Source organism: Streptomyces sp. NPDC007346 (genome assembly GCF_040703535.1).
Taxonomy (GTDB): Bacteria; Actinomycetota; Actinomycetes; order Streptomycetales; family Streptomycetaceae; genus Streptomyces.
In genome coordinates, this window is sequence record NZ_JBEYKR010000123.1 from 1 (window position 1) to 21,678 (window position 21,678).

The window sequence follows — 21,678 nt, forward strand, 5'->3', positions numbered from 1 at the left end:
CGAATCGCTCCGCGATGAGGACGTTCCAGCGCCTTGCGATGCACCGCACCAGACGCCGCGGCCTCTCCGGTCCTGATCCGCCGGACACGCCCTAGAGGCCGGCCGCGGTTTCACGGTTTGTCGGGAAACCCGACATTCTCCGGCAACCCCCGGCGGTCCGGGCGGGGGTTGCGGGCGCCCGGTGATCGCGGCCGGACGACAACGCGGGCCCTTATACCACTTGCGGGCCTACCGGATGTACAACTTCCGTTATTCGGCGCAAACTGCTGAAAACTCACCGGCGGTCAGGTTACTGTCAGTTCCGTGTTCGCTGCAGAACGTCGTCAGTTGATCCTCGAAATGGTGCGTGCCAACGGGGCGGTATCGCTCCGTGAGCTCGCCCGCGTCGTCCAGACCTCCGAAGTGACCGTACGGCGGGACGTGCGGGCACTGGAGGCAGAAGGACTCCTCGACCGCCGGCACGGCGGTGCGGTCTTGCCGGGCGGTTTTACGCGGGAGTCCGGCTTTCCGCAGAAATCCCATCTCTCCACCGCGGAGAAGACGGCCATCGCCGACCTGGCCGCCTCTCTGGTCGGTGAGGGCGAGGCCATCGTGGTCGGCGCCGGCACGACCACGCAGGAGCTGGCCCGCCGGCTCGCGCGGGTCCCCGGTCTGACCGTGGTCACCAACTCGCTGCTGGTCGCCCAGGCGTTGGCCCATGCCAACCGGGTGGAGGTCGTCATGACCGGCGGCACTCTGCGCGGGAGCAACTACGCGCTGGTGGGCAGCGGGGCCGAGCAGTCCCTCCAGGGGCTGCGGGTCTCCCGGGCCTTCCTCTCCGGAAGCGGTCTCACCGCGGAGCGTGGCCTGTCCACCTCCAACATGCTCTCGGCCAGCGTCGACCGGGCCCTCGTGCAGGCCGCCGCGGAGGTGGTCGTCCTGGCGGACCACACCAAGCTCGGCGCCGACACCATGTTCCAGACGGTGCCCACGGAGCTGATCACCCGCCTGGTGACGGACGAACCCCCGCTCCACGACGAGCGCGCGGCCGCCGAACTCCAGGCCCTGGCGGACCAGGGCGTGGAGGTCACGGTGGCCGGCCCCGAGGCGGACGCGGGCGACGGGCCCCCCGGGGAGCGCCGGCCGCGCCGCGACATGCCCTTGCCGGGGCAGCGGCGGACGACGACGACGCGGAACGGGGGGCTGGGACCGCAGCTACGGAGCGCGTCCTCCCTGTCCGACCAGGCGTCGGGCGAGCGCGCCCGGGTGGCGGACCTGCGGCGGCGGTAGGGCTGGGCCGGGGCGCCGCCCCCGGCAATCAGCCCCTCCGGCGTTCGAGGAGCGGGGTCCGGGGCGCAGCCCCGGTTCCGGGAAGGGGCCGGGGCAGAAGCTCCGCGCAGCAGCCTCCGTCAACCGCAGGCCCCAACTCACTGCCGGCCGCACCCACCGAGGGCCCCCACCCACCGCGCCCCGCCCCCTACTTCAACCCCCGCAACGTCAGCCGCAGCAGCCGCTCCGCCAACTGTGGGTCGTCCGGCGACTGTTCAGCGGCCAGCGCGATCGCGTTCGTCAGCTGCAACAGATCGCCGATCGAGACGTCTGCCCGCACCGACCCGCTCTCCTGCGCCCGCCGCAACAGCCCCGCCCCCGCCTCCCGCAACGGCAGATGGCACTGGGCGAGCGCCGAAGTCTCGTCCTGCGAGGCCGACATGAGCGCGCGGGCCAGCCCCCGGTACTCACCCGCATGAGTGATGATCGCGCCCAGCCAGTCCACCAGCGCCTGGCAGGGCGTCTCCGCCGCCGCCAGCTCCCGGGAGCGGGCCAGGAGGGAGCACAGGGCGTCCTGGAAGACCGCGTTCATCAGGGCGTGCCGGTTGGGGAAGTGCCGGTAGAGGGTGCCGATGCCCACGCCCGCCTGCCGGGCGATGTCCTCCAGCGAGGCGTCGGTGCCGTGCTCGGCGAAGGACGTACGGGCCACGCCGACCAGCCGGTCGTGGTTCCGGCGGGCGTCCGCGCGCATCGGCCGCTGGGGCGCCCGTGCGGTGTCCGTCTCCATCGGGATCGGCCCTGCCATGGCTCCCGCCCTCCTCGGTTCCCGGGGCTTGCAGTTCTTCCGTCGGGGTCCAGGATGCCACTGCGCGCGAAGGGGCCCGGCCCGCGTCCTGACGACGCGGGCCGGGCCCCTCCGTACGTACCGGGCCGTCAGTCCTTGATCTCGCAGATCAGGGCACCGGAGGAGACGGAACCGCCGACCTCCGCCGTGAGTCCCTTGACCGTGCCGGAGCGGTGTGCGTTCAGCGGCTGCTCCATCTTCATGGCCTCCAGGACGACGACGAGGTCGCCCTCCTTGACCTCCTGGCCCTCCTCGACCGCGACCTTGACGATCGTGCCCTGCATCGGGGAGGCGAGGGAGTCGCCGGAGGCGGCCGAGCCGGCCTTCTTCGCGGCGCGGCGCTTGGGCTTGGCGCCGGCGGCGAGGCCGGTGCGGGCCAGGGACATGCCGAGCGAGGAGGGCAGCGAGACCTCCAGGCGCTTGCCGCCGACCTCGACGACGACGGTCTCGCGACCGGCCTCGTCCTCCTCGTCCGCGCCGGCGGGCGCGGCGAACGGCTTGATCTCGTTGACGAACTCCGTCTCGATCCAGCGGGTGTGGACGGTGAACGGGTCCGCGGTGAAGGCGGGGTCGGCGACGACGGCGCGGTGGAAGGGGATGGCGGTGGCCATGCCCTCGACCTGGAACTCCGCCAGCGCACGGGCGGCCCGCTGGAGGGCCTGCTCACGCGTCGCACCGGTCACGATCAGCTTGGCCAGGAGGGAGTCCCAGGCCGGGCCGATCACGCTGCCGGACTCGACGCCCGCGTCCAGGCGGACACCCGGGCCGGTCGGCGGGGCGAACGTCGTCACCGTGCCGGGGGCCGGGAGGAAGCCGCGCCCCGGGTCCTCGCCGTTGATGCGGAACTCGAAGGAGTGCCCGCGCACGGCCGGGTCGCCGTAGCCCAGCTCCTCGCCGTCGGCGATGCGGAACATCTCGCGTACGAGGTCGATGCCGGTGACCTCTTCGGTGACGGGGTGCTCGACCTGGAGGCGGGTGTTGACCTCCAGGAACGAGATCGTCCCGTCGGCTCCGACGAGGAACTCCACGGTGCCGGCGCCGACGTATCCGGCTTCCTTGAGGATCGCCTTGGAGGCGGCGTACAGCTCGTCGTTCTGCGCCTGGGACAGGAAGGGGGCCGGGGCCTCCTCCACGAGCTTCTGGTGGCGGCGCTGGAGGGAGCAGTCACGGGTGGAGACGACGACCACGTTGCCGTGCTGGTCGGCCAGGCACTGGGTCTCCACGTGACGGGGCTTGTCGAGGTAGCGCTCCACGAAGCACTCGCCCCGCCCGAACGCGGCGACGGCCTCGCGGACGGCGGAGTCGTACAGCTCCGGGATCTCCTCCAGGGTGCGGGCGACCTTCAGCCCGCGCCCGCCACCGCCGAAGGCTGCCTTGATCGCGATGGGGAGCCCGTTGGCCTCGGCGAACGTCACGACCTCCGCGGAACCGGACACCGGGTCCGGCGTACCGGCCACCAGCGGGGCACCGGCGCGCTGCGCGATGTGCCGGGCGGCGACCTTGTCGCCCAGGTCCCGGATGGCCTGTGGCGGCGGGCCGATCCACGTCAGCCCGGCGTCGAGCACGGCCTGGGCGAACTCGGCGTTCTCCGACAGGAACCCGTAGCCGGGGTGGATGGCGTCCGCGCCGGAGTCCGCGGCGGCCTGGAGCACCTTGGCCATGTCCAGGTAGCTGGCGGCCGGGGTGTCACCGCCCAATGCGAACGCCTCGTCGGCGGCCCGGACGTGCAACGCGTCCCGGTCCGGATCGGCGTAGACCGCCACGCTCGCGATCCCCGCATCCCGGCACGCCCGAGCAACGCGGACAGCGATTTCGCCACGGTTGGCGATGAGCACCTTGCGCACGATGACTCCCTCCTTGGAACAAGCTGAGTTTAGGGACTACCGACACGGCGCTACGACCCGTCCCCAATGGTGAGCTTGCCCACACGGAGTGTGATCCGAGGCTTGCCCCAGTAGTGAAATCCCTTGTGGCACCACGGTACGCCGGGTTCTACCACCGCACAGTAACCATCCGGTGTGGTGCAGGTCTCTGTCCTGAAGGTCAACGCCTCACGGCGATTCTTTGTGGACTCCCTACGAACGGCCGATGGATTCTTTGCGTGGCGTACGGAGCGGTCCGACCCCTTGTCCGAAGGAATACCGGTGAGTAGGGTCCCGGCAACGCACGTACTGCAGGTAACAGGGGGTGGCGCTTTGCTGCGCAGACCGGTGGCGATCGTGACCGCACTCGTGCTGTTCGGGGAGGCGGCGGGCATCTTCGCCGTCAACGCCGTCCTCGCCACGGTCGCCGAGAACCAGAACATGTCCCTGGCGGGGATGGACCCGAAGGCCATGTCCGCCGGGACCTGGGTGATGGGCGGCGTCTCCGCGCTGCTGCTGACCGGGTGCGGGCTGATCGCGCTGGTGGCCGGGGTCCGGGACCGCTCGCCGGGGCGCTTCGGGCGGATCGTGCTGATCGGCTGCGCGGTCGTGCACGGGGTGCTCGGAGCGGTGGTCGTGGGGCTGGTGGGCTGGGCCGCCTTCGCGTTCTTGATGGTGGTGCTGGCCCTGCTGGTGTTCACCCTGCTCGCGTACGGCCCCGAGCCCCGCACCGAGGACCCTGCGGGCGACGAGGCGGCCCCGGCGACGGCCTGAGCCGCCGGTCCCGCCGCTCCCGCCTCCGAGCCGCCGGTCTCGCCGCTGTGCCGTGGCCCCGCCTCCCGGGCCCCGAGCCGTGGCCCCCGCCGCCTGATCCGGGCTCAGGCCCACAACTCCGTCACGGAGGTGTCCAGTTCACCCAGCAGGCGGCGCAGCAGCGGCAGCGAGAGGCCGATCACGTTGCCGTGGTCGCCCTCGATGGAGTCGACGAACGGGGCCGAGCGGCCGTCCAGCGTGAAGGCGCCGGCGACGTGCAGCGGCTCGCCCGTCGCGACGTACGCGGCGACCTCGGCGTCGCTCGGCTCGCCGAACCGTACGACGGTGGACGCCGTCTGTGAGGCCGTGCGGCCCGAGGCGGTGTCGATCACGCTGTGCCCGGTCCGCAGGGTGCCGGACCGGCCGCGCATCGCCTTCCACCGGGCGGTGGCCTCCTCGGCGTCGGCCGGCTTGCCGAGCGCCTCGCCGTCCAGCTCCAGCACCGAGTCGCAGCCGATGACCAGGGCGCCCGCCGCCTCGGGGCGCTCCGCGACGGCCGCCGCCTTGGCCCGTGCCAGGACCAGGGCCAGCTCGCCGGGGGTCGGGGCGCTCAGGGCGTCCTCGTCGACCCCGCTGACGATCACCTCGGGGGCGAACCCGGCCTGGCGCAGCAGGCCCAGGCGGGCGGGGGAGGCGGAGGCGAGCACGAGACGGCGCTGATCAGTCATACCGGCCATCGTAGAAGGGTCCTGCCGCCGCCACGGACGCCGCCGGGACTCAGCGGGTGCCGAGCACGAACATCGCCACCAGCATCGCCAGCGCGAGCAGGAAACCCGCGCGGCGCAGCATGTCCTGGGCGTCGCGCAGTTCCTTCGGCGGCTTGTTCTCGGGGTCGGACCACAGCATGGTTCCGATCCTGGCGCGCAGGGCGCCGATGCGCCTGAGTACGGGTACTCAAGCCGCCCCCGCGCAGGGGGGCGGCTCGGTGCGGCTCAGGCCGGCCAGTACGTCCGGGCCCAGGCCCGGGGCCCCGGCCGCAGGGGCCCGACGCGGGCGATACGGCCCGGGTCGGACCACTGCTCGGGCGGGACGGGCGCGCCGGACGGGACGGCGGCGCTCGCCGCGGCGCGGGCCTGGACCACCGCCAGGGCGGCGGCCAGCTCCTCGGGGGTCGGGTTGCCCCGTACGACTCTGATCATGGGCAGACCTCTCTGTGACAGGGCGACGGGCCCAGGTCGTGTCCGGCGGATCCTGACCGGGTCCTCGTCCTGATCCGCCGGATACGCCCTAGAGCGGAATGTTGCCGTGCTTCTTCGGGGGCAGTGATTCCCGCTTGGTCCGCAGCTGACGCAGCCCCTTCACGATGTGGGCCCGGGTCTCGGACGGCATGACCACCGCGTCGACGTAGCCGCGCTCGGCCGCCACGTACGGGTTGAGCAGCGCGTCCTCGTACGCCGTCATCAGCTCGGCGCGCGTGGCGTCCGGGTCCTCGGCGGCGGCGATGGTCCGGCGGTGCAGGATGTTCACCGCGCCCTGGGCGCCCATGACGGCGATCTGGGCGGTCGGCCAGGCCACGTTCAGGTCGGCGCCCAGGTGCTTGGAGCCCATCACGTCGTACGCCCCGCCGAACGCCTTGCGGGTGATGACGGTGATCAGCGGGACCGTCGCCTCCGCGTAGGCGTAGATCAGCTTGGCGCCGCGCCGGATGATGCCGCCGTACTCCTGGTCCACGCCCGGCAGGAAGCCCGGCACGTCGACGAAGGTGATGACGGGCACGTTGAACGCGTCGCAGGTCCGCACGAAGCGGGCCGCCTTCTCGCTCGCGTCGATGTCCAGGCAGCCGGCGAACTGCATCGGCTGGTTGGCGACGATCCCGACCGGATGGCCCTCCACCCGCCCGAAGCCGGTGATGATGTTCGGCGCGAACAGGGCCTGGGTCTCCAGGAACTCGGCGTCGTCCAGGACGTGTTCGATCGCGGTGTGCATGTCGTACGGCTGGTTCGCCGAGTCCGGGATGAGCGTGTCCAGCTCCCGGTCCTCGTCGGTCACCGTGAGGTCCGCCTCCTCCGGGAAGGCCGGGGCCTCGGAGAGGTTGTTCGAAGGCAGGTACGACAGCAGCGACTTGACGTACTCGATGGCGTCCTTCTCGTCGCCCGCCATGTGGTGCGCCACCCCGGAGGTGGTGTTGTGCGTACGGGCTCCGCCCAGCTCCTCGAAGCCGACGTCCTCACCGGTGACCGTCTTGATGACGTCGGGCCCGGTGATGAACATGTGCGAGGTCTGGTCGACCATCACCGTGAAGTCGGTGATGGCGGGGGAGTAGACCGCACCGCCCGCGCACGGGCCGACGATCAGCGAGATCTGCGGGATCACCCCGGAGGCGTGCACGTTGCGGCGGAAGATCTCGGCGAACAGGCCGAGCGCGGCCACACCCTCCTGGATGCGCGCGCCCCCGCCGTCGTTGATGCCGATGACCGGGCAGCCGGTCTTCAGCGCGAAGTCCATGACCTTGACGATCTTCTCGCCGTAGACCTCGCCGAGCGAGCCGCCGAAGATGGTGAAGTCCTGCGAGTACACGCAGACCGGGCGGCCGTCGACCGTGCCGTACCCGGTGACGACACCGTCGCCGTACGGGCGGTTCTTCTCGATGCCGAAGTTGGTGGAGCGGTGCCGGGCGAACTCGTCGAGCTCCACGAAGGAGCCCTCGTCGAGCAGCAGCTCGACCCGCTCACGGGCCGTCAGCTTGCCCTTGGCGTGCTGCTTCTCGACCGCGCGGGCCGAACCCGCGTGCGTCGCTTCGTCAATGCGGCGCCTCAGGTCCGCGAGCTTGCCCGCGGTGGTGTGGATGTCGCTCTGCGGCTCGGACATCGGGGGGCGGCTCCCTGCCTGGTCACGGGGACGGCGACCGGTGGTGGTCTCGGGGGGACGACCGGTCGTCCGTCCGGCTCTGCGGCTACTGGCTGGTATCGGCTACTGACTGGTATCTCTGACGCGTAACTCTGTTCCGTCGCGCTGTTCCCCGGCGCTGGTTCCTGGCGCTGTCCGGTGACGCTCCGGCTACTGACTCGTAGGGTATCGGCGAGCCTCCGGAAAGGCAGTGCGTCCTTTGCCACACCTAGGGTGGCTTGCATGACACCACCGGATGCGCCACACAACCGCTGGTCGGACCTGGACCGGCCGCCCCTGAACGTGACCGCGCTGCGCCGCGGACTGCTGCGACCGGAGTCGCTGTGGAGCGGGCTGGAGGTCGTGGAGACCACCGGATCGACCAACTCGGACCTCGCGGAACGGGCCCGCTCCGGGGGCCTGGCCGAGGGCGCGGTCCTGGTCGCCGAGGAGCAGACCGCCGGGCGCGGCCGGCTGGAGCGGAGCTGGACCGCGCCGCCGCGCTCCGGGCTGTTCTTCTCGGTGTACCTGGAGCCCGGCGACGGCGTCCCCGTGGAGCGGTGGGGGTGGGTGCCCCTGCTCGCCGGGGTGGCCGCCGCGACCGGCCTCGCCAAGTCGGCGGGCGTCGACACGGCGCTCAAGTGGCCCAACGACCTGCTGGTCACGGTGGAGGGCGCCGAGCGCAAGGCGGGCGGCATCCTCGGGGAGTTCGCCGGGGACGGCATCGTCGTCGGCCTCGGCATCAACGTCTCGCTGCGCGCCGACGAGCTCCCCGCCCCCACCGCCGGCTCCCTGGCGCTCGCCGGGGCGGTCTCCACCGACCGGGAGACCCTGCTGCGGGCCGTCCTGCGGTCGCTGGAGCACTGGTACGGGGAGTGGAAGCGCGCCGGCGGCGACGCGGCCGCGAGCGGGCTCCAGGCGGCGTACGCGGCCGGGTGCGCGACCCTGGACCGGACGGTGCGGGCCGAGCTGCCGGGCGGGAACTCCCTGGTCGGGCAGGCCGTCGCGATCGACGGCGACGGGCGCCTGGTGCTCTCCACCGAGGAGGGGCTCCAGCAGCCGGTGTCGGCGGGCGACATCGTGCACCTGCGGGGCGCGGCGGGCGGTCTGACCTGAGAGCACGCGACCCCCTGATCCGGGAACGCGCTGCGGCCGTCCGGCGTAGGCCGGATCCGGCCCGATGGGCGTACCGGTGGATACCGCGTAACCGGTAGATGTCACGCGTGACGCACCCGTATCGGGCAACCAGGGACGTGAGCTAGGGCACATCTGCCGTATTGTTGAGGCGATCCAGCGACAGATCACTGTTGGGGCGATCAGCGACAGATCGGCAGGCAGTGCGCAGGGAACGGGCAGGAGGCGGCTGGTGACCGTCGGCGACACGACGTCCGGCGCGGGCGAGGAGCACCCGTCGGACTCCTCGGCCCATGCCACCCCGCATCACGAGGTCGACCACACGGCGGAGCCGACCGACGACCCCCTGGCGATCCGCCTCGAAGCACTGATCCTCGGGGCCGACCGCCGCTACACGCCCTTCCAGGCCGCCCGCACCGCCGGTGTCTCCATGGACCTGGCCTCCCGTTTCTGGCGGGCCATGGGCTTCGCCGACATCGGCCAGGCCAAGGCGCTCACCGAGGCCGACGTGCTGGCCCTGCGCCGGCTCGCGGGTCTGGTGGAGGCGGGGCTGCTCAGCGAGCCGATGGCGATCCAGGTCGCCCGCTCCACCGGGCAGACCACGGCCCGGCTGGCGGAGTGGCAGATCGACTCGTTCCTGGAGGGGCTGACCGAGCCGCCCGAGCCGGGGATGACCCGTACCGAGGTCACGTATCCGCTGGTCGAGCTGTTGCTGCCGGAGCTTCAGGAGTTCCTCGTCTACGTGTGGCGGCGCCAGCTGGCCGCCGCGACCGGGCGGGTCGTGCAGGCGGCGGACGACGACGAGATGGTCGACCGGCGCCTCGCCGTCGGCTTCGCGGACCTGGTCGGTTTCACCCGGCTGACCCGGCGCCTGGAGGAGGAGGAGCTCGGCGAACTGGTCGAGTCCTTCGAGACGACCGCCGCCGACCTGGTCGCCGCGCACGGCGGACGGCTCATCAAGACCCTCGGCGACGAGGTGCTCTTCGCCGCCGACGACGCGGGCACGGCCGCCGAGATAGCGCTCCGGCTGATCGAGGCGATGTCCCAGGACGAGACGATGCCCGCCCTGCGCGTCGGGATCGCCTTCGGTACGGTCACCACCCGCATGGGCGATGTCTTCGGCACCACGGTGAACCTCGCCAGCCGGCTCACCTCGATAGCTCCGAAGGACGCCGTCCTGGTCGACGGGGCGTTCGCCAAGGAGCTGGTCCGCCACGGGGACGCCCCGGAGTCGGAGGCCCAGGCCGCCGAGGAGGTCGCGGCCGCCGCCGAGCGGGCGCGGCTGGCCGAGAAGGAGGGCCGGCAGGCGGCCGAGGAGCCGCCGCTGCCCACGTACCGCTTCGGGCTCCAGCCGATGTGGCAGCGGCCGGTGCGCGGGCTCGGGGTGGTGGAGCCGTGGCTGCTGGCCCGGCGGGGGAAGACGGGGACCTGAGTCCGGCTCGCCGGTCCGTTCTGCGGGTGCGCTCTGCGGGTTCGTACCGCCGGCCCGTCCCGCCGGTCCGCTCTGCGGGTTCGTACTGCCGACCCGTACCGCCGGCCCGTCCCGCCGGTCCGTTACGTCTCCGCTCCCGGCTCGCCCTGTCGGTTCCCCGAGTGCCCTGTCTAGGATCCCTGTCGGTAACGCTCGTTAACCGGCGTTCACCGGTGTCGTCCACCGGTGTCGTCCACCGGCAGTCGACCGACAGGGGTGCAGTCATGACCGTCACGTCCGAGCAGCGGTTCGGGGAGTTCGTCGCCGTACGGCGTCACGCGGGCCAGGAGCACGTGGCCGAGCTGGTGCTCGACCGGCCGAAGGCCATGAACGCCGTCTCCACTGACATGGCCCGTTCCATCGCCGCCGCCTGCGACGCGCTCGGCGCCGACCGGAGCGTCAGGGTCACCGTCCTCACCTCCAGCCACGAGCGGGCCTTCTGCGTGGGCGCCGACCTCAAGGAGCGGAACTCCTTCACCGACGCCGAGCTGGTACGCCAGCGGCCCACCGCGCGGGCCGCCTACACCGGCGTCCTGGAGCTGCCGATGCCGACGGTCGCCGCCGTGCACGGCTTCGCCCTCGGCGGCGGCTTCGAACTCGCCCTCGCCTGCGATGTGATCGTCGCCGACGCCACCGCCGTGGTCGGCCTGCCCGAAGTGTCGGTGGGCGTCATCCCGGGCGGTGGCGGTACGCAGCTGCTGCCGCGCCGGGTGGGCGCCGCCCGCGCCGCCGAGCTGGTCTTCACCGCGCGCCGGGTGGAGGCGGCCGAGGCCCGTGAGCTGGGGCTGGTGGACGAGCTGGTGGAGGCGGGCCGGGACCGGGAGGAGGCGCTCGCGCTCGGCGCCCGGATGGCCGCCAACTCGCCGGTCGGGCTGCGGGCGGCCAAGAAGGCGCTCCGACTGGGGCACGGGCTCGACCTGCGGGCGGGGCTGGAGGTGGAGGACGCGGCCTGGCGATCGGTGGCCTTCTCCGGGGACCGGGCGGAGGGCGTGGCCGCCTTCAACGAGAAGCGGAGCCCGCGGTGGCCAGGTGAGTGACACCCTGCGGACTCGTTGCGCATCAAACTGATCAAGAATGAACAAATTTACATAAGCTGTGCAGATGGGTGGAGACGATGCGCGGCTGCGGGCCGTGGTTTCGCTGGCGCAGACGATGGCCGCGGCCTACACACCGCGCGAATCGTGGCGGGCGGCCGCGTTGGGGGCCTGCGAGGCGCTGGGCGGCAGCTTCGCCGCGCTCTCCGTGTGGGAGCGGGAGCGGGGCAGGCTGCGGGTCCTGGTCAACGCGGGGCAGCGGGCCGAGGGGGAGGAGGAGTTCCCCGAGGAGGAGGCCTACCCGGTCCACGAGTTCCCGGAGATCACCGAGTTCCTGCACGAACGCTGGGCCGGCGGCGGTGAGCCCGACGCCTGGGTGGAGACCGCCGACGGACTGCCCGGCGCGGGCGGCCCGGCGCGCGGCGCCCGCCCGTACTGCCACCAGCGGGTGGCGGCGCTGCGGCGGCGCGGCCGGGGCTGCTGCGTGGTCGCCCCGATCGTGCTGCACGGGCGGGCCTGGGGCGAGCTGTACGTGGCGCGCCCGGCCGGCGAGCCGGTCTTCGACCGGGACGACGCGAACTTCGCCACCGTGCTCGCCGCCGTCGTGGCCTCCGGGATCGTCCAGACCGAACGCCTGGAGGAGATCCGCAAGCTCGCCTTCACCGACCCGCTGACCGGCCTCGCCAACCGCCGGGCCGTCGACATCCGGCTCGACGAGGCGATCGACGCGCACCGGACGAAGGGGGACGTCGTCAGCCTGGTCGTCTGCGATCTGAACGGCCTCAAGACGGTGAACGACACCCACGGCCACGAGGTCGGCGACCGCCTGCTGGAACGTTTCGGCTCGGTGCTCTCCCTCTGCGGGGCGATGCTCCCGGACGCCCTGGCCGCCCGGCTCGGCGGCGACGAGTTCTGCCTGGTGGCCGACGGGCCTCCGGCGGACGACGTGGTCGCGGTGGCCACCGAGCTCTGCGACCGGGCGGCGGTGATCGAGCTGGGCGACGGAGTGGCCTGCGGGGTCGCGTCGACCGGCGACCCGATCGGCCCGGTGCGCTCGGCCCGCCGGCTGTTCCGGCTGGCGGACGCGGCGCAGTACCGGGCCAAGGCGGCCCGCTCGCTGCGGCCGGTGGTGGCCGGGCGGGACGGCGAGGTCATCCGGCTCGCCGACTCCCCGCCGAAGTCCGCGCACGACCGGCGCAGGCTGCGCGGCAACCGTCCGTAGGCGCGAGGGCCGGATGCCGCGAGGGTCGGATGTCAGGGGCCCTACGGCCGGATGTAAGGGCCCCGAAGTCCTGTGGCCAGATGTAAGGGGCTCTGCGCTGGACCACGGGTGACATCCTCCGGGTCAACCGCTAGTGACACGGCGGGTTTCAATCCGTACGCTGCTGAATATGGATATGCACACTGTCGTGGTGGGAACGTCCGGAACCACCGCCGAGGACGTCGTCGCCGTGGCCCGCCACGGCGCCCGGGTCGAGCTCTCCACTGCCGCCGTGGACGCGCTGGCCGCCTCCCGCCTCATCGTGGACGCGCTCGCGGCGAAGCCCGAGCCCGTCTACGGCGTCTCCACCGGCTTCGGCGCCCTCGCCACCCGCCACATCAGCACCGAGCTGCGCGCCCAGCTCCAGCGCAACATCGTCCGCTCGCACGCGGCGGGCATGGGCCCCCGGGTCGAGCGCGAGGTGGTGCGCGCGCTGATGTTCCTGCGGCTCAAGACGGTCGCCTCCGGCCACACCGGCGTACGCCCCGAGGTCGCGCAGACCATGGCGGACGTGCTCAACGCGGGGATCACGCCGGTCGTCCACGAGTACGGCTCGCTCGGCTGCTCCGGCGACCTCGCGCCCCTCTCGCACTGTGCGCTCACCCTGATGGGCGAGGGCGACGCGGAGGGCCCCGACGGCACGGTCCGCCCGGCGGGCGAGCTGCTCGCCGCGCACGGGATCACCCCGGTCGAGCTGCGCGAGAAGGAGGGCCTGGCCCTCCTCAACGGCACCGACGGGATGCTCGGCATGCTGGTCATGGCCCTCGCCGACCTGCGTAACCTCTACACCTCGGCCGACATCACCGCCGCCCTCTCCCTGGAGGCGCTGCTCGGCACGGACAAGGTCCTCGCCCCCGAGCTGCACGCCATCCGCCCGCACCCCGGCCAGGGCGTCAGCGCGGACAACATGCTGCGGGTGCTGGCGGGTTCGGGCCTGACCGGCCATCACCAGGACGACGCGCCCCGGGTCCAGGACGCCTACTCCGTACGCTGCGCCCCCCAGGTCAACGGCGCCGGCCGCGACACCCTGGAGTACGCGGCCGTGGTCGCCGGACGCGAACTGGCCTCCTCCGTCGACAACCCGGTGGTCCTCCCCGACGGCCGGGTCGAGTCCAACGGCAACTTCCACGGGGCGCCCGTCGCGTACGTCCTGGACTTCCTCGCGATCGTCGCCGCCGACCTCGGCTCGATCTGCGAACGCCGCACCGACCGGCTGCTCGACAAGAACCGCTCGCACGGTCTGCCGCCGTTCCTCGCGGACGACGCCGGGGTCGACTCGGGGCTGATGATCGCCCAGTACACCCAGGCCGCCCTGGTCAGCGAGATGAAGCGGCTCGCGGTCCCCGCCTCCGCCGACTCCATCCCGTCCTCCGCGATGCAGGAGGACCACGTCTCCATGGGCTGGTCGGCCGCGCGCAAGCTCCGTACGGCCGTGGACAACCTGGCCCGGATCGTCGCCGTCGAGCTGTACGCGGCGACCCGCGCCGTCGAGATCCGGGCCGCCGAGGGCCTCGCCCCCGCCCCCGCCTCGCAGGCCGCCGTGGCCGCGCTGCGGGCCGCCGGGGCACAGGGGCCGGGCCCGGACCGCTTCCTCGCCCCGGACCTGGCCGCCGCCGACACGTTCGTACGGGAGGGGCGTCTGGTCGCGGCGGTGGAGCCCGTCACGGGGCCGCTGGCCTGAGCCGGTCCCGTACGCCCGTACGCCCGTACGGATCAGGAGAGGACTGCCGCACCGGGGGGTGCGGCAGCCCTCTTCGTGCGTACGGGACCTCTTCGTGCGTACGGGGCCCCGGTGCGCGTGCGGTCCCTTTGCGCGTACGGGCCTTCTTCGCGCGTAGAGGACCAGAGCGTCGCGCGTACGGGGTCAGAGCGCCGGGCGCGCTCCGGACCGGCGGACCGAGTAGGTGACGAAGCCCGCGCCGAGGCCCAGCAGCGCCGTGCCGCCGATGAGGTACGGGGTGGTGTCCACCCCCGGGCCGGTCTCGGCGAGCTGCGGCTCGGAGTCGGCGCTTCCGGCGGCCGGCTGCGCCCCCTGATCTGACAGGGTGGCCACGTCGCTCTGCGAGGTGGTCTCGACGGTCGCGTTGGCCGACGGGACGAACCAGAGAGCGGCCAGCAGTGTTCCTGAGGCGGTGGCGGTCAGGAGTGTGCGACGAGTGACGGACACAGTTTCGATCCCCTTGCGACAACCATGAGTTAGCCCCGTGGGCCGATGCTAAGCAAAGCAGCGGGTCGGAGGAAAGTCGTGGCGGCCACGAGCCATACGCTCCGGAGTATGAGCACTGAAGAGACATCCAGGTTTGTTCGCGTTCGCGTGGAGATGGTGCTGGAGGTCACCGACCTCGACGCCCTCACCGGCACCGCCCTCGAATCCATCGCCGCCGAGTACGGGGAACCCGTAGCGGGTATCACCGAGAGCGACGCCGCCGAGGAGCGGCTGCACGCCGAAGCCACCGTCCGAGCGGACGGAGCGGAGGCGCTCGCCTCGCTGATCGACCCGTTCGACCTGGTCGGCGAGGTGCCCGGGGTCGAGCTCGCGCAGGCCTCCTGGAGCAGCGAGAGCGTCGAGTACGACCCCGAGGCGGAGGGCTGGGACGACGACGAGGACGGCGCGTTCGTGGCCGGGATCGGGGACGACGAGGAGGGGTACGGCGGCACGGTCGCGCACAATGGGAAGAGCGACGGCGAGGACGGTGACCTCGCGCAGCGGGCCTGACGTGTGAGAACACCGGCCCCGGCCCTGCTCACCGCGGGCCGGGGCCGCGCTGTGCGGCAGTTCCGTCCATGGGCCCGACAGCGGGAACCACCGCTGACGCGGCCGCGTCGATGAGTGGCGTTCCCCACATCCCCGGCGGATGTGGAACGGAAAGCCCGTTCCGGGTGTTCTTGAAACATTGACGGGGACTCGCCGGCTGGCAGCCCCGTTCGGGGATTTTGGGGAATCGGCAACGATGGAGAAGCGTGTGATGACGGACAGCAAGCGGCGCAGGGGCCTCGCGGCCGTGTCCGCACTGCTCGGCGGCGTGCTGGTGCTTTCGGCCTGTAGCGACGACGGTGGCGACAAGAAGACGGGCGCCGGCACTTCGGAGTCGTCGCAGGCGCAGGAGGTGGACAAGGCCGCGGCCGAGGACGCTTCCGAAGCACAGATAGCGATCAAGCCGGAGAACGGCGCCACCAACGCCAGCATCAACAACGCCGCCCAGGTCTCCGTCGCCAAGGGCAAGCTGACCGAGGTCACCATGACCACGGCGGACGGCAAGCCGGTCGAGGGCACCCTGGCGGCCGACGGCTCCAGCTGGAAGCCCGCGGGCCAGCTCGACCGCTCCACCACGTACAAGATCAACGCGACCGCCGAGGACGCGAAGGGCCGTCAGGCCCACGAGAACAGCTCCTTCACCACCGTCTCGCCCGACAACAGCTTCATCGGGAACTTCACCCCCGAGGACGGCTCCACCGTCGGCGTCGGGATGCCCGTCTCGATCAACTTCAACAAGCCGATCGAGGACAGGAAGGCCGTCCAGGACGGCATCACCGTGACCTCCAGCAGCGGCCAGGAGGTCGTGGGCCACTGGTTCAACAACCAGCGTCTGGACCTGCGCCCCGAGAGCTACTGGCAGGGCGGCTCCACCATCACCCTGAAGCTCGCGCTGGACGGCGTCGAGGGCGCCGACGGCGTGTACGGCGTGCAGCAGAAGACGGTCACGTTCAAGGTCGGCCGCAACCAGGTCTCCACCGTCGACGCGAAGACGAAGATGATGACGGTCACCCGCGACGGCAAGACGATCAAGACCATCCCGATCTCCGCCGGTTCGCCCGAGACCCCCACGTACAACGGCCAGATGGTGATCTCCGAGAAGTACAAGGAGACCCGGATGAACGGCGCCACCGTCGGCTTCACCGATGACGACGGCAAGGGCGAGTACGACATCAAGGACGTGCCGCACGCGATGCGCCTGTCCACCTCGGGCACCTTCATCCACGGCAACTACTGGGGCAAGGGCATCTTCGGCACCGCCAACACCAGCCACGGCTGCGTGGGCCTCGCCGACGTGAAGGGCGCGAACGACGCCAACCAGCCCGGCGCCTGGTTCTACAACAACTCCCTCATCGGCGACGTGGTCATCGTCAAGAACTCCCCGGACAAGACCATCACCCCGGACAACGGCCTCAACGGCTGGAACATGGACTGGGCCCAGTGGAAGGCCGGCTCCGCCGCCTGACCCTGCCCCACCCCCGCGCTTCACCCCCGTCCCCGCCCGAAGGCGGCGGCACCCCGGAACGTTCCGGGCTGCCGCCGCCTTCGGCATATCCGGCCGGGCCGGCTCACAGCGCCCTGCCCAGCCCCACCCGGACGTGGCGGAGGAAGGCGATGCCGGGCCCCGGCGGGGCAGCCGCCCCGCTCCCGCGACGCTCGTTCCTCGGGCGCTGCGGCAACGGTGGCAACGGCGGACGGACTGCCAACTGGGCCCACACGGCCTTTCCGCCCGTGGTCCGGTAGGAACCCCAGCGCGCCGCCAACTCCTGTACGAGGAGGAGCCCGCGCCCGTCCTCGGAGTCACGGCCGACATGCTGGAGCCGGGGCGGCTCGTCCGACACGTCCCACACTTCGACGACGACACTGTCCCGAAGCCCCACCAGGCGGACATGGACGAGGCCGAGCCGTCGCAACTCGTCCCACGTGGGGTTCTCCGCCACAACTCCGGTGACGGCGACGGCATTGGTGACCAGCTCCGAGGCGATGAGAAGGACGTCGTCCTCGATGAGAGCCGCCTGCCACTGGGAGAGGGCGACCCGCAGGAAGCGGCGCGAGGCTGAGACGGCCGACTCCGTGGCGACCAGGGAGAGTTGGTCGACGAAACGCACCTGCCGAGTCTCGTACGGCGCCTCCTGGCCCGTCATGAGCCGTCGTCCAGGCTGATGACCTCCGCGCCGCCGGTGGCGTGGGCGAGGTGCGTGAGCATGGCGTCCTGGAGCGACCGGTTGAGCGCCAGCTCCCGGTAGGACGGCACGAGGACGTGCTTGGCCTCGGCGCGCCGGACGGCCGCCACCAACTCTGTGAACGCGGACTGGGCTCCCGGTACGTACTCGTAGAACACGGTCGCCAGGTGGAAGCCGTTCTTCTCGGCGTACGTGGAGAGGTCGTGCTGCTTCTGCTTCGCCTCCTCGTCGGTCATGTCGTCGGGCACACGCATGTAGCCAAAGATCAGCGGGTTCATCGGGCGTCGGTCCCCTCGCCATGCCGTGATCACTTAGTGTGCTCGCGGCGGTCCTGTGGGTAACCGAGTGAAGCACTGGATTATTCGAATATGCAACACTCCAGATTGGAAATCCGAAGTTCACCCTCTCGAACATTTATCTCCCATTTCATAATAGGAATCCTCAGCCTTCCATTTCGGATGTAACCTGAGTTCCAGATCGGAGGTACACCAAGTGGTGGAAGTGGCAAGCGGTTCGACCGTGCCCCGCCGTCAACTCGGAAGACACCTGCGTGAGCTGCGCAATCGCGCGCGGCTGACCGTGCGCGCGGCGGCGACAGCTCTGGAGTGGTCGGATCAGAAGATCTGGCGCATCGAGACGGGGCAGACCTCCATGCGCAGCCTGGACGTCGAGGCGATGTGCCGTGCGTACGGTGCTGACGCCGAGTTGACCAAGGGCCTGATGGGGCTGGCGAAGGAGACGAAGAACCGGGGTTGGTGGCACGCCTACGGTGATGTGATCCCGGAAGGTTTCGACCTCTTCATCGGACTGGAAGGGGCGGCAGCCAGTCTGCGTCAGTACATCAAGGACCTGGTGCCGGGTCTCGTGCAGACGGAGGACTACGCCCGAGCGTTGATCCTGAAGGGCATCCCTGACGTCGACCGCGACGAGATCGAACGACGGGTGCATGTCCGTATGGCGCGCCAGGAGTTGCTGACCAGGGTGACCAGCCCGCCCACCTTGGAATTGGTGCTTGGCGAAGCGGTGCTCCGCCAACCGGTCGGCGGAGGCGAAGTAATGGCTCGCCAGTTGTACCGCCTGGCGGAGACGATGGAGCTGCCGAACGTCTCACTGCGGGTCGTGCCGTTCACGGCAGGCCTGCACTATGGCCTTGTATCGGGGCCGTTCACGCTCTTGGGCTTCCCCGTCAACGGCGACGGACAACCGATGGAGCCGTCCACCGTGTACATGGAGGGCTTCACCGGCGATCTGTACCTCGACAAGCCGCAGGAGATCGAGCGGTACGACCAGGCATTCACCTCCATCTGGGGCGCCGCCCTGGATCACAAGGACACCCAGAACATTCTTCGGCAAGCGGCAAAGGAGTTTTCCCGATGATGAGTGCGGATCTGACAGGTGCGGTATGGCGGAAGTCCAGCCGCTCGCAGAACAACGCCCAGTGCGTCGAGGTGGCCTTCCTCGGCGATGGCCGCGTGGCCATGCGTGACAGCAAGGACCAGGGCAACGGCCCCGCTCTCGTCTTCACCTCCGGTGAGTGGGCGGCGTTCGAAGGCGGCGTCGCGGGCGGCGAGTTCAAGCGGTCGTAGGACGCGCCCTCCCACGCAGTCGCATCTGCGCCCGGCCGGCTCTCCTGGCCGGGCGCAGATGCGCCGGTTGGCGGCCGAGTGTTGGGGCAGGACCTCACCGGTAGCCGAGCATCGTGCCCGTGGCTCGCCGCACCGGAAGAACCACGTTCGCTGCCCCGTACGGCGAGGTTGCCCCGCACTCCTGGCGCGAGTCCGGGCGCGTTGCCTGCCAGTTGTTCCACCGGCGACCGTTGGCCATGGCTGGCTCGACGATTGGGCGAGAGCTGGGGTGGCCGGACACCTCCGAGAGGCGGGCGGTCGTCGCGGCGTAGCTGTGGTCCTGAACGACGTCGGCAGGACGTCGTCGTGCGCGGGCTGACGCACTCGCAGACCGGGGTCTCGTCCCGGCTACGCCCTTAGACGACAATCCTCTGCTGCTCACCGTTGCACGGAGCTGATCACCAGGCAGCTTCTCGATCGGCACTCCGCGCGGAAGCCGGGCGTTCAGCGATGGTCCACCGGTGCCAGGCACGGATCGCGTCCGGTCGGGTGGCAAGTGCGGGATCGACGGCGTCCGGCGCCACCACCGTCACAAAGCAGCGTTCGTTCCGGCGGGCCGGCTCGCCTGCGGCCGAGCGCTCCTCGGTCCGGGGGCACAACCTCGGGGCCGCAGGCGACAACGGTGATGCCGAGTACCTCGCGGAGTGCCCTTATGCTCGCGAGGCAGTTGGTATGAACAGTCCATATAGGGGGGCGCGGAGCCACATGGCCGACGAGATCAAGTACGAGTACAAGACGGTGCAGACAGTTCGCGGCACCAACGGCTTGGTGATCTCGAAGATGCAGAAGGATGGCTGGGAGCTTGTCGAGCAGGCTCAGGGCACGCTGCGCTCCACCCTCGAATTCCGTCGTCCGAAGAAGCCTCAGCCGTGGCTGCTGATCGGCACGGTGGCCGCCGGCCTCGTGGTTCTGGCCATCGTCATAGGCGTTGCCTCCGCACTCAGCGACGGGAGCGAGAAGAAGGACGCGTCGGACAAGCCGGCGGCCGCTGCGAGCGAAAGTCCCTCCGCTACGCCCACTCCGGTCGCGGCCGAGCCGGCTGCCACTGAGGTGATCACGCCTCAGAACAACCCGGAGTTCGCGGCGTTGTTGAAGGCGGACAACTGCGACGATGCGAACCTGGACTTCGCGTCCAGGTACGAGGGTCAGACGGTCGCGTTCAACGGCTCAATCGTGGCCATGACACCCCACGGCGACTACGACACCCGCTACGACTTCCTCCTGGGGCCAGGCGACGAGGGGCCGAACACGGGTATCGGCCCGGCCTTCAAGTACGAGGATGTCAACATCTCGAACCTGAATCTGACCGGCAAGGAGATACCCGCCGCCATCGGCGCAGGAGACAAGTTCCGCTTCGTCGCCGCGGTGGGCGAATTCAGCGCGGACCAGTGCCTCTTCTACCTCAAGCCGGTCTCGACGGAAACCCGGTAGTCACGATGGGCAGCCGCGTTCACGGAACCAGCGCCGCACCGGCGCGGTCCGGCGGAGCGGACTGAGCCCCCGCACGCGGTCGCAAGAGCGCCCGGCCAGTCTCCTGGCCGGGCGCTTCGCCGTGCAGGCCGTCTCCATGACCTCCGAGGTAATCGACGTCCTTCACCCCGCCCGGCAGCATCGGAGGCGTCACGGAGAACCACGCCGATGCCAATCCCGGAGGACCGGATCATGACCGCGTACGCCATCGCTCACCTGCGCCCCACCGACGGCCCCGTCCCCGACGAGGTGCTGAGCTACATCGAGCGCGTCCAGGCCACCATGGAGCCCTACGGGGGCCGGTTCCTGGTGCACGGTGTCGAGGTGGAGGTGGTGGAGGGGGAGTGGCCGGGGGCGGTGGTCCTGGTGGCCTTTCCCGGTGTCGAGGAGGTCCGCGCCTGGTACGCGTCCCCCGGCTACCAGGAGATCCTGCCCCTGCGCACCCGGCACCTCGACGGTGACATGGTGATCGTCCCGGGCGTCGGGCCGGAGTACGACGCGGTGGCCACCGCAGCGGCGATGCGGGCGGCGCGGGACCGGGTGGCGGGGTAGCCCGCGGTGCGGTCCGGGGCGGCCCGGCGGTAGCCTGCGGCAGCATGACGCGCCCATGGATCGTGCCCACGCTGATGGTGTTCGGCGGCTCGGCCCTCGCGGCCGGGCTGATCCTCCGGGGGAGCCCCGGCGCAGCCGTGGCGCTCCTGGCGGTGTTCGTCCTTCTCGCGGGCGCGAACTCGCCCCTCATCTTCCCGAGGTCCATCGGTACGCAGGAGGCGCGGCGCCGCAGTGCGGCCGACGGGGGGCCGGTCATCTTCTGGCGGCCGGGCTGTACGTACTGTCTGCGCCTGCGCATCCGGCTGGGCCGTGCGGCCCATCGGGCGCACTGGGTCGACATCTGGCGTGATCCGGCGGGTGCGGCCGTGGTGAGAGAGGCGAACGGCGGCGACGAGACCGTGCCGACCGTCCTCGTGGCGGGCCGGCCGCACGTCAACCCTGATCCCGCGTGGGTGCGCGAGAGGCTCCCCTCCTCGCGGTGATGCGGGCCGGACCTCTGCCCGGTTCCTCCTCGGGGTGGGGGGGGGGGGGGCGACGCCCCCCGCACCCCCAGGGCGCGCCCCCCCACCCCCCCGGGCCCCACCCCCCCCCCCCCGCGTT

Annotated in this window: 23 protein-coding genes; 14 read left to right on the top strand and 9 right to left on the bottom strand. The window is 71.3% G+C overall.

Annotated elements, in window-relative coordinates; translation table 11 throughout:
- Positions 1 to 303: 303 nt before the first annotated feature.
- Positions 304 to 1,269: a DeoR/GlpR family DNA-binding transcription regulator gene (locus AB0917_RS26190; protein ID WP_366822126.1), complete on the top strand. Its 966-nt coding sequence runs from the start codon at positions 304 to 306 to the stop codon at positions 1,267 to 1,269.
- A gap of 187 nt (positions 1,270 to 1,456) precedes the next feature.
- On the opposite strand, the gene AB0917_RS26195 is transcribed toward AB0917_RS26190, so the two are convergent.
- Both AB0917_RS26195 and AB0917_RS26200 read right to left on the bottom strand, forming a co-directional pair.
- A complete protein-coding gene (locus AB0917_RS26195; protein ID WP_366822127.1) occupies positions 1,457 to 2,053 on the bottom strand; it encodes a helix-turn-helix domain-containing protein in 597 nt (198 codons plus the stop codon).
- Between the two features lie 128 nt (positions 2,054 to 2,181).
- Positions 2,182 to 3,936, bottom strand: coding sequence for a biotin carboxylase N-terminal domain-containing protein (locus AB0917_RS26200; RefSeq protein WP_366822128.1), 1,755 nt, complete (start codon positions 3,934 to 3,936; stop codon positions 2,182 to 2,184).
- 354 nt (positions 3,937 to 4,290) lie between these two features.
- On the opposite strand from AB0917_RS26200, the gene AB0917_RS26205 reads away from it, so the two are divergent.
- Positions 4,291 to 4,728, top strand: coding sequence for a hypothetical protein (locus tag AB0917_RS26205; RefSeq protein WP_366822145.1), 438 nt, complete (start codon positions 4,291 to 4,293; stop codon positions 4,726 to 4,728).
- A 104-nt stretch (positions 4,729 to 4,832) separates the two neighbouring features.
- On the opposite strand, the gene AB0917_RS26210 is transcribed toward AB0917_RS26205, so the two are convergent.
- The 4 genes from AB0917_RS26210 to AB0917_RS26225 form a co-directional block, all read right to left on the bottom strand.
- Entirely contained in the window at positions 4,833 to 5,444 is a 612-nt protein-coding gene (locus AB0917_RS26210) for a nucleoside triphosphate pyrophosphatase (RefSeq protein ID WP_366822129.1), read from the bottom strand.
- Between the two features lie 40 nt (positions 5,445 to 5,484).
- On the bottom strand, positions 5,485 to 5,613 hold the full coding sequence (locus AB0917_RS26215; protein WP_366822130.1) for a hypothetical protein: 129 nt from the start codon (positions 5,611 to 5,613) through the stop codon (positions 5,485 to 5,487).
- Positions 5,614 to 5,699: 86 nt separating this feature from the next.
- Positions 5,700 to 5,906, bottom strand: coding sequence for an acyl-CoA carboxylase subunit epsilon (locus AB0917_RS26220; RefSeq protein ID WP_366822131.1), 207 nt, complete (start codon positions 5,904 to 5,906; stop codon positions 5,700 to 5,702).
- Positions 5,907 to 5,994: 88 nt separating this feature from the next.
- Positions 5,995 to 7,575 (bottom strand): acyl-CoA carboxylase subunit beta, encoded by a 1,581-nt coding sequence (locus AB0917_RS26225; RefSeq protein ID WP_366822132.1) that lies wholly within the window; start codon positions 7,573 to 7,575, stop codon positions 5,995 to 5,997.
- A gap of 261 nt (positions 7,576 to 7,836) precedes the next feature.
- Between AB0917_RS26225 and AB0917_RS26230 the strand changes: the two genes are divergently transcribed.
- The 5 genes from AB0917_RS26230 to hutH all read left to right on the top strand — a co-directional run bounded on the left by AB0917_RS26230 (position 7,837) and on the right by hutH (position 14,174).
- Positions 7,837 to 8,709 (top strand): biotin--[acetyl-CoA-carboxylase] ligase, encoded by an 873-nt coding sequence (locus AB0917_RS26230; RefSeq protein ID WP_366822133.1) that lies wholly within the window; start codon positions 7,837 to 7,839, stop codon positions 8,707 to 8,709.
- Positions 8,710 to 8,959: 250 nt separating this feature from the next.
- Positions 8,960 to 10,159, top strand: a complete 1,200-nt coding sequence (locus tag AB0917_RS26235; protein WP_366822134.1) for an adenylate/guanylate cyclase domain-containing protein — start codon at positions 8,960 to 8,962, stop codon at positions 10,157 to 10,159.
- A 263-nt stretch (positions 10,160 to 10,422) separates the two neighbouring features.
- Positions 10,423 to 11,235, top strand: coding sequence for an enoyl-CoA hydratase-related protein (locus tag AB0917_RS26240; protein ID WP_366822135.1), 813 nt, complete (start codon positions 10,423 to 10,425; stop codon positions 11,233 to 11,235).
- Between the two features lie 64 nt (positions 11,236 to 11,299).
- On the top strand, positions 11,300 to 12,454 hold the full coding sequence (locus AB0917_RS26245; protein WP_366822136.1) for a diguanylate cyclase: 1,155 nt from the start codon (positions 11,300 to 11,302) through the stop codon (positions 12,452 to 12,454).
- Between the two features lie 169 nt (positions 12,455 to 12,623).
- Complete coding sequence (gene hutH / locus AB0917_RS26250) at positions 12,624 to 14,174, top strand: histidine ammonia-lyase (RefSeq protein ID WP_366822137.1); 1,551 nt, start codon at positions 12,624 to 12,626, stop codon at positions 14,172 to 14,174.
- Positions 14,175 to 14,357: 183 nt separating this feature from the next.
- On the opposite strand, the gene AB0917_RS26255 is transcribed toward hutH, so the two are convergent.
- Positions 14,358 to 14,660 carry a hypothetical protein gene (locus AB0917_RS26255; RefSeq protein WP_366822138.1) on the bottom strand — a complete coding sequence of 101 codons (303 nt, stop codon included), beginning with the start codon at positions 14,658 to 14,660 and terminating at the stop codon, positions 14,358 to 14,360.
- 153 nt (positions 14,661 to 14,813) lie between these two features.
- Between AB0917_RS26255 and AB0917_RS26260 the strand changes: the two genes are divergently transcribed.
- Together AB0917_RS26260 and AB0917_RS26265 are read left to right on the top strand one after the other, a co-directional pair.
- The gene (locus AB0917_RS26260; RefSeq protein WP_366822146.1) at positions 14,814 to 15,209 is read left to right on the top strand and encodes a hypothetical protein; all 396 of its coding nucleotides are present in this window, start codon (positions 14,814 to 14,816) and stop codon (positions 15,207 to 15,209) included.
- A gap of 235 nt (positions 15,210 to 15,444) precedes the next feature.
- Entirely contained in the window at positions 15,445 to 16,713 is a 1,269-nt protein-coding gene (locus AB0917_RS26265) for an Ig-like domain-containing protein (RefSeq protein WP_366822139.1), read from the top strand.
- A 103-nt stretch (positions 16,714 to 16,816) separates the two neighbouring features.
- On the opposite strand, the gene AB0917_RS26270 is transcribed toward AB0917_RS26265, so the two are convergent.
- Positions 16,817 to 17,392, bottom strand: a complete 576-nt coding sequence (locus AB0917_RS26270) for an ATP-binding protein (RefSeq protein ID WP_366822140.1) — start codon at positions 17,390 to 17,392, stop codon at positions 16,817 to 16,819.
- On the bottom strand, positions 17,389 to 17,709 hold the full coding sequence (locus AB0917_RS26275; RefSeq protein ID WP_366822141.1) for a recombinase family protein: 321 nt from the start codon (positions 17,707 to 17,709) through the stop codon (positions 17,389 to 17,391). Before AB0917_RS26275 ends, AB0917_RS26270 begins: the two co-directional genes overlap by 4 nt.
- Positions 17,710 to 17,923: 214 nt before the next feature.
- On the opposite strand from AB0917_RS26275, the gene AB0917_RS26280 reads away from it, so the two are divergent.
- From AB0917_RS26280 to AB0917_RS26300, 5 genes are all read left to right on the top strand, one after another.
- Positions 17,924 to 18,808, top strand: coding sequence for a helix-turn-helix transcriptional regulator (locus AB0917_RS26280; RefSeq protein ID WP_366822142.1), 885 nt, complete (start codon positions 17,924 to 17,926; stop codon positions 18,806 to 18,808).
- On the top strand, positions 18,808 to 19,017 hold the full coding sequence (locus AB0917_RS26285; protein WP_366822147.1) for a DUF397 domain-containing protein: 210 nt from the start codon (positions 18,808 to 18,810) through the stop codon (positions 19,015 to 19,017). Before AB0917_RS26280 ends, AB0917_RS26285 begins: the two co-directional genes overlap by 1 nt.
- Positions 19,018 to 19,761: 744 nt before the next feature.
- Positions 19,762 to 20,487 carry a DUF4839 domain-containing protein gene (locus tag AB0917_RS26290; protein WP_366822143.1) on the top strand — a complete coding sequence of 242 codons (726 nt, stop codon included), beginning with the start codon at positions 19,762 to 19,764 and terminating at the stop codon, positions 20,485 to 20,487.
- 231 nt (positions 20,488 to 20,718) lie between these two features.
- Positions 20,719 to 21,078, top strand: a complete 360-nt coding sequence (locus AB0917_RS26295; protein ID WP_366822148.1) for a DUF1330 domain-containing protein — start codon at positions 20,719 to 20,721, stop codon at positions 21,076 to 21,078.
- A 44-nt stretch (positions 21,079 to 21,122) separates the two neighbouring features.
- Positions 21,123 to 21,560: a glutaredoxin domain-containing protein gene (locus AB0917_RS26300; protein WP_366822144.1), complete on the top strand. Its 438-nt coding sequence runs from the start codon at positions 21,123 to 21,125 to the stop codon at positions 21,558 to 21,560.
- Positions 21,561 to 21,678: the final 118 nt, after the last annotated feature.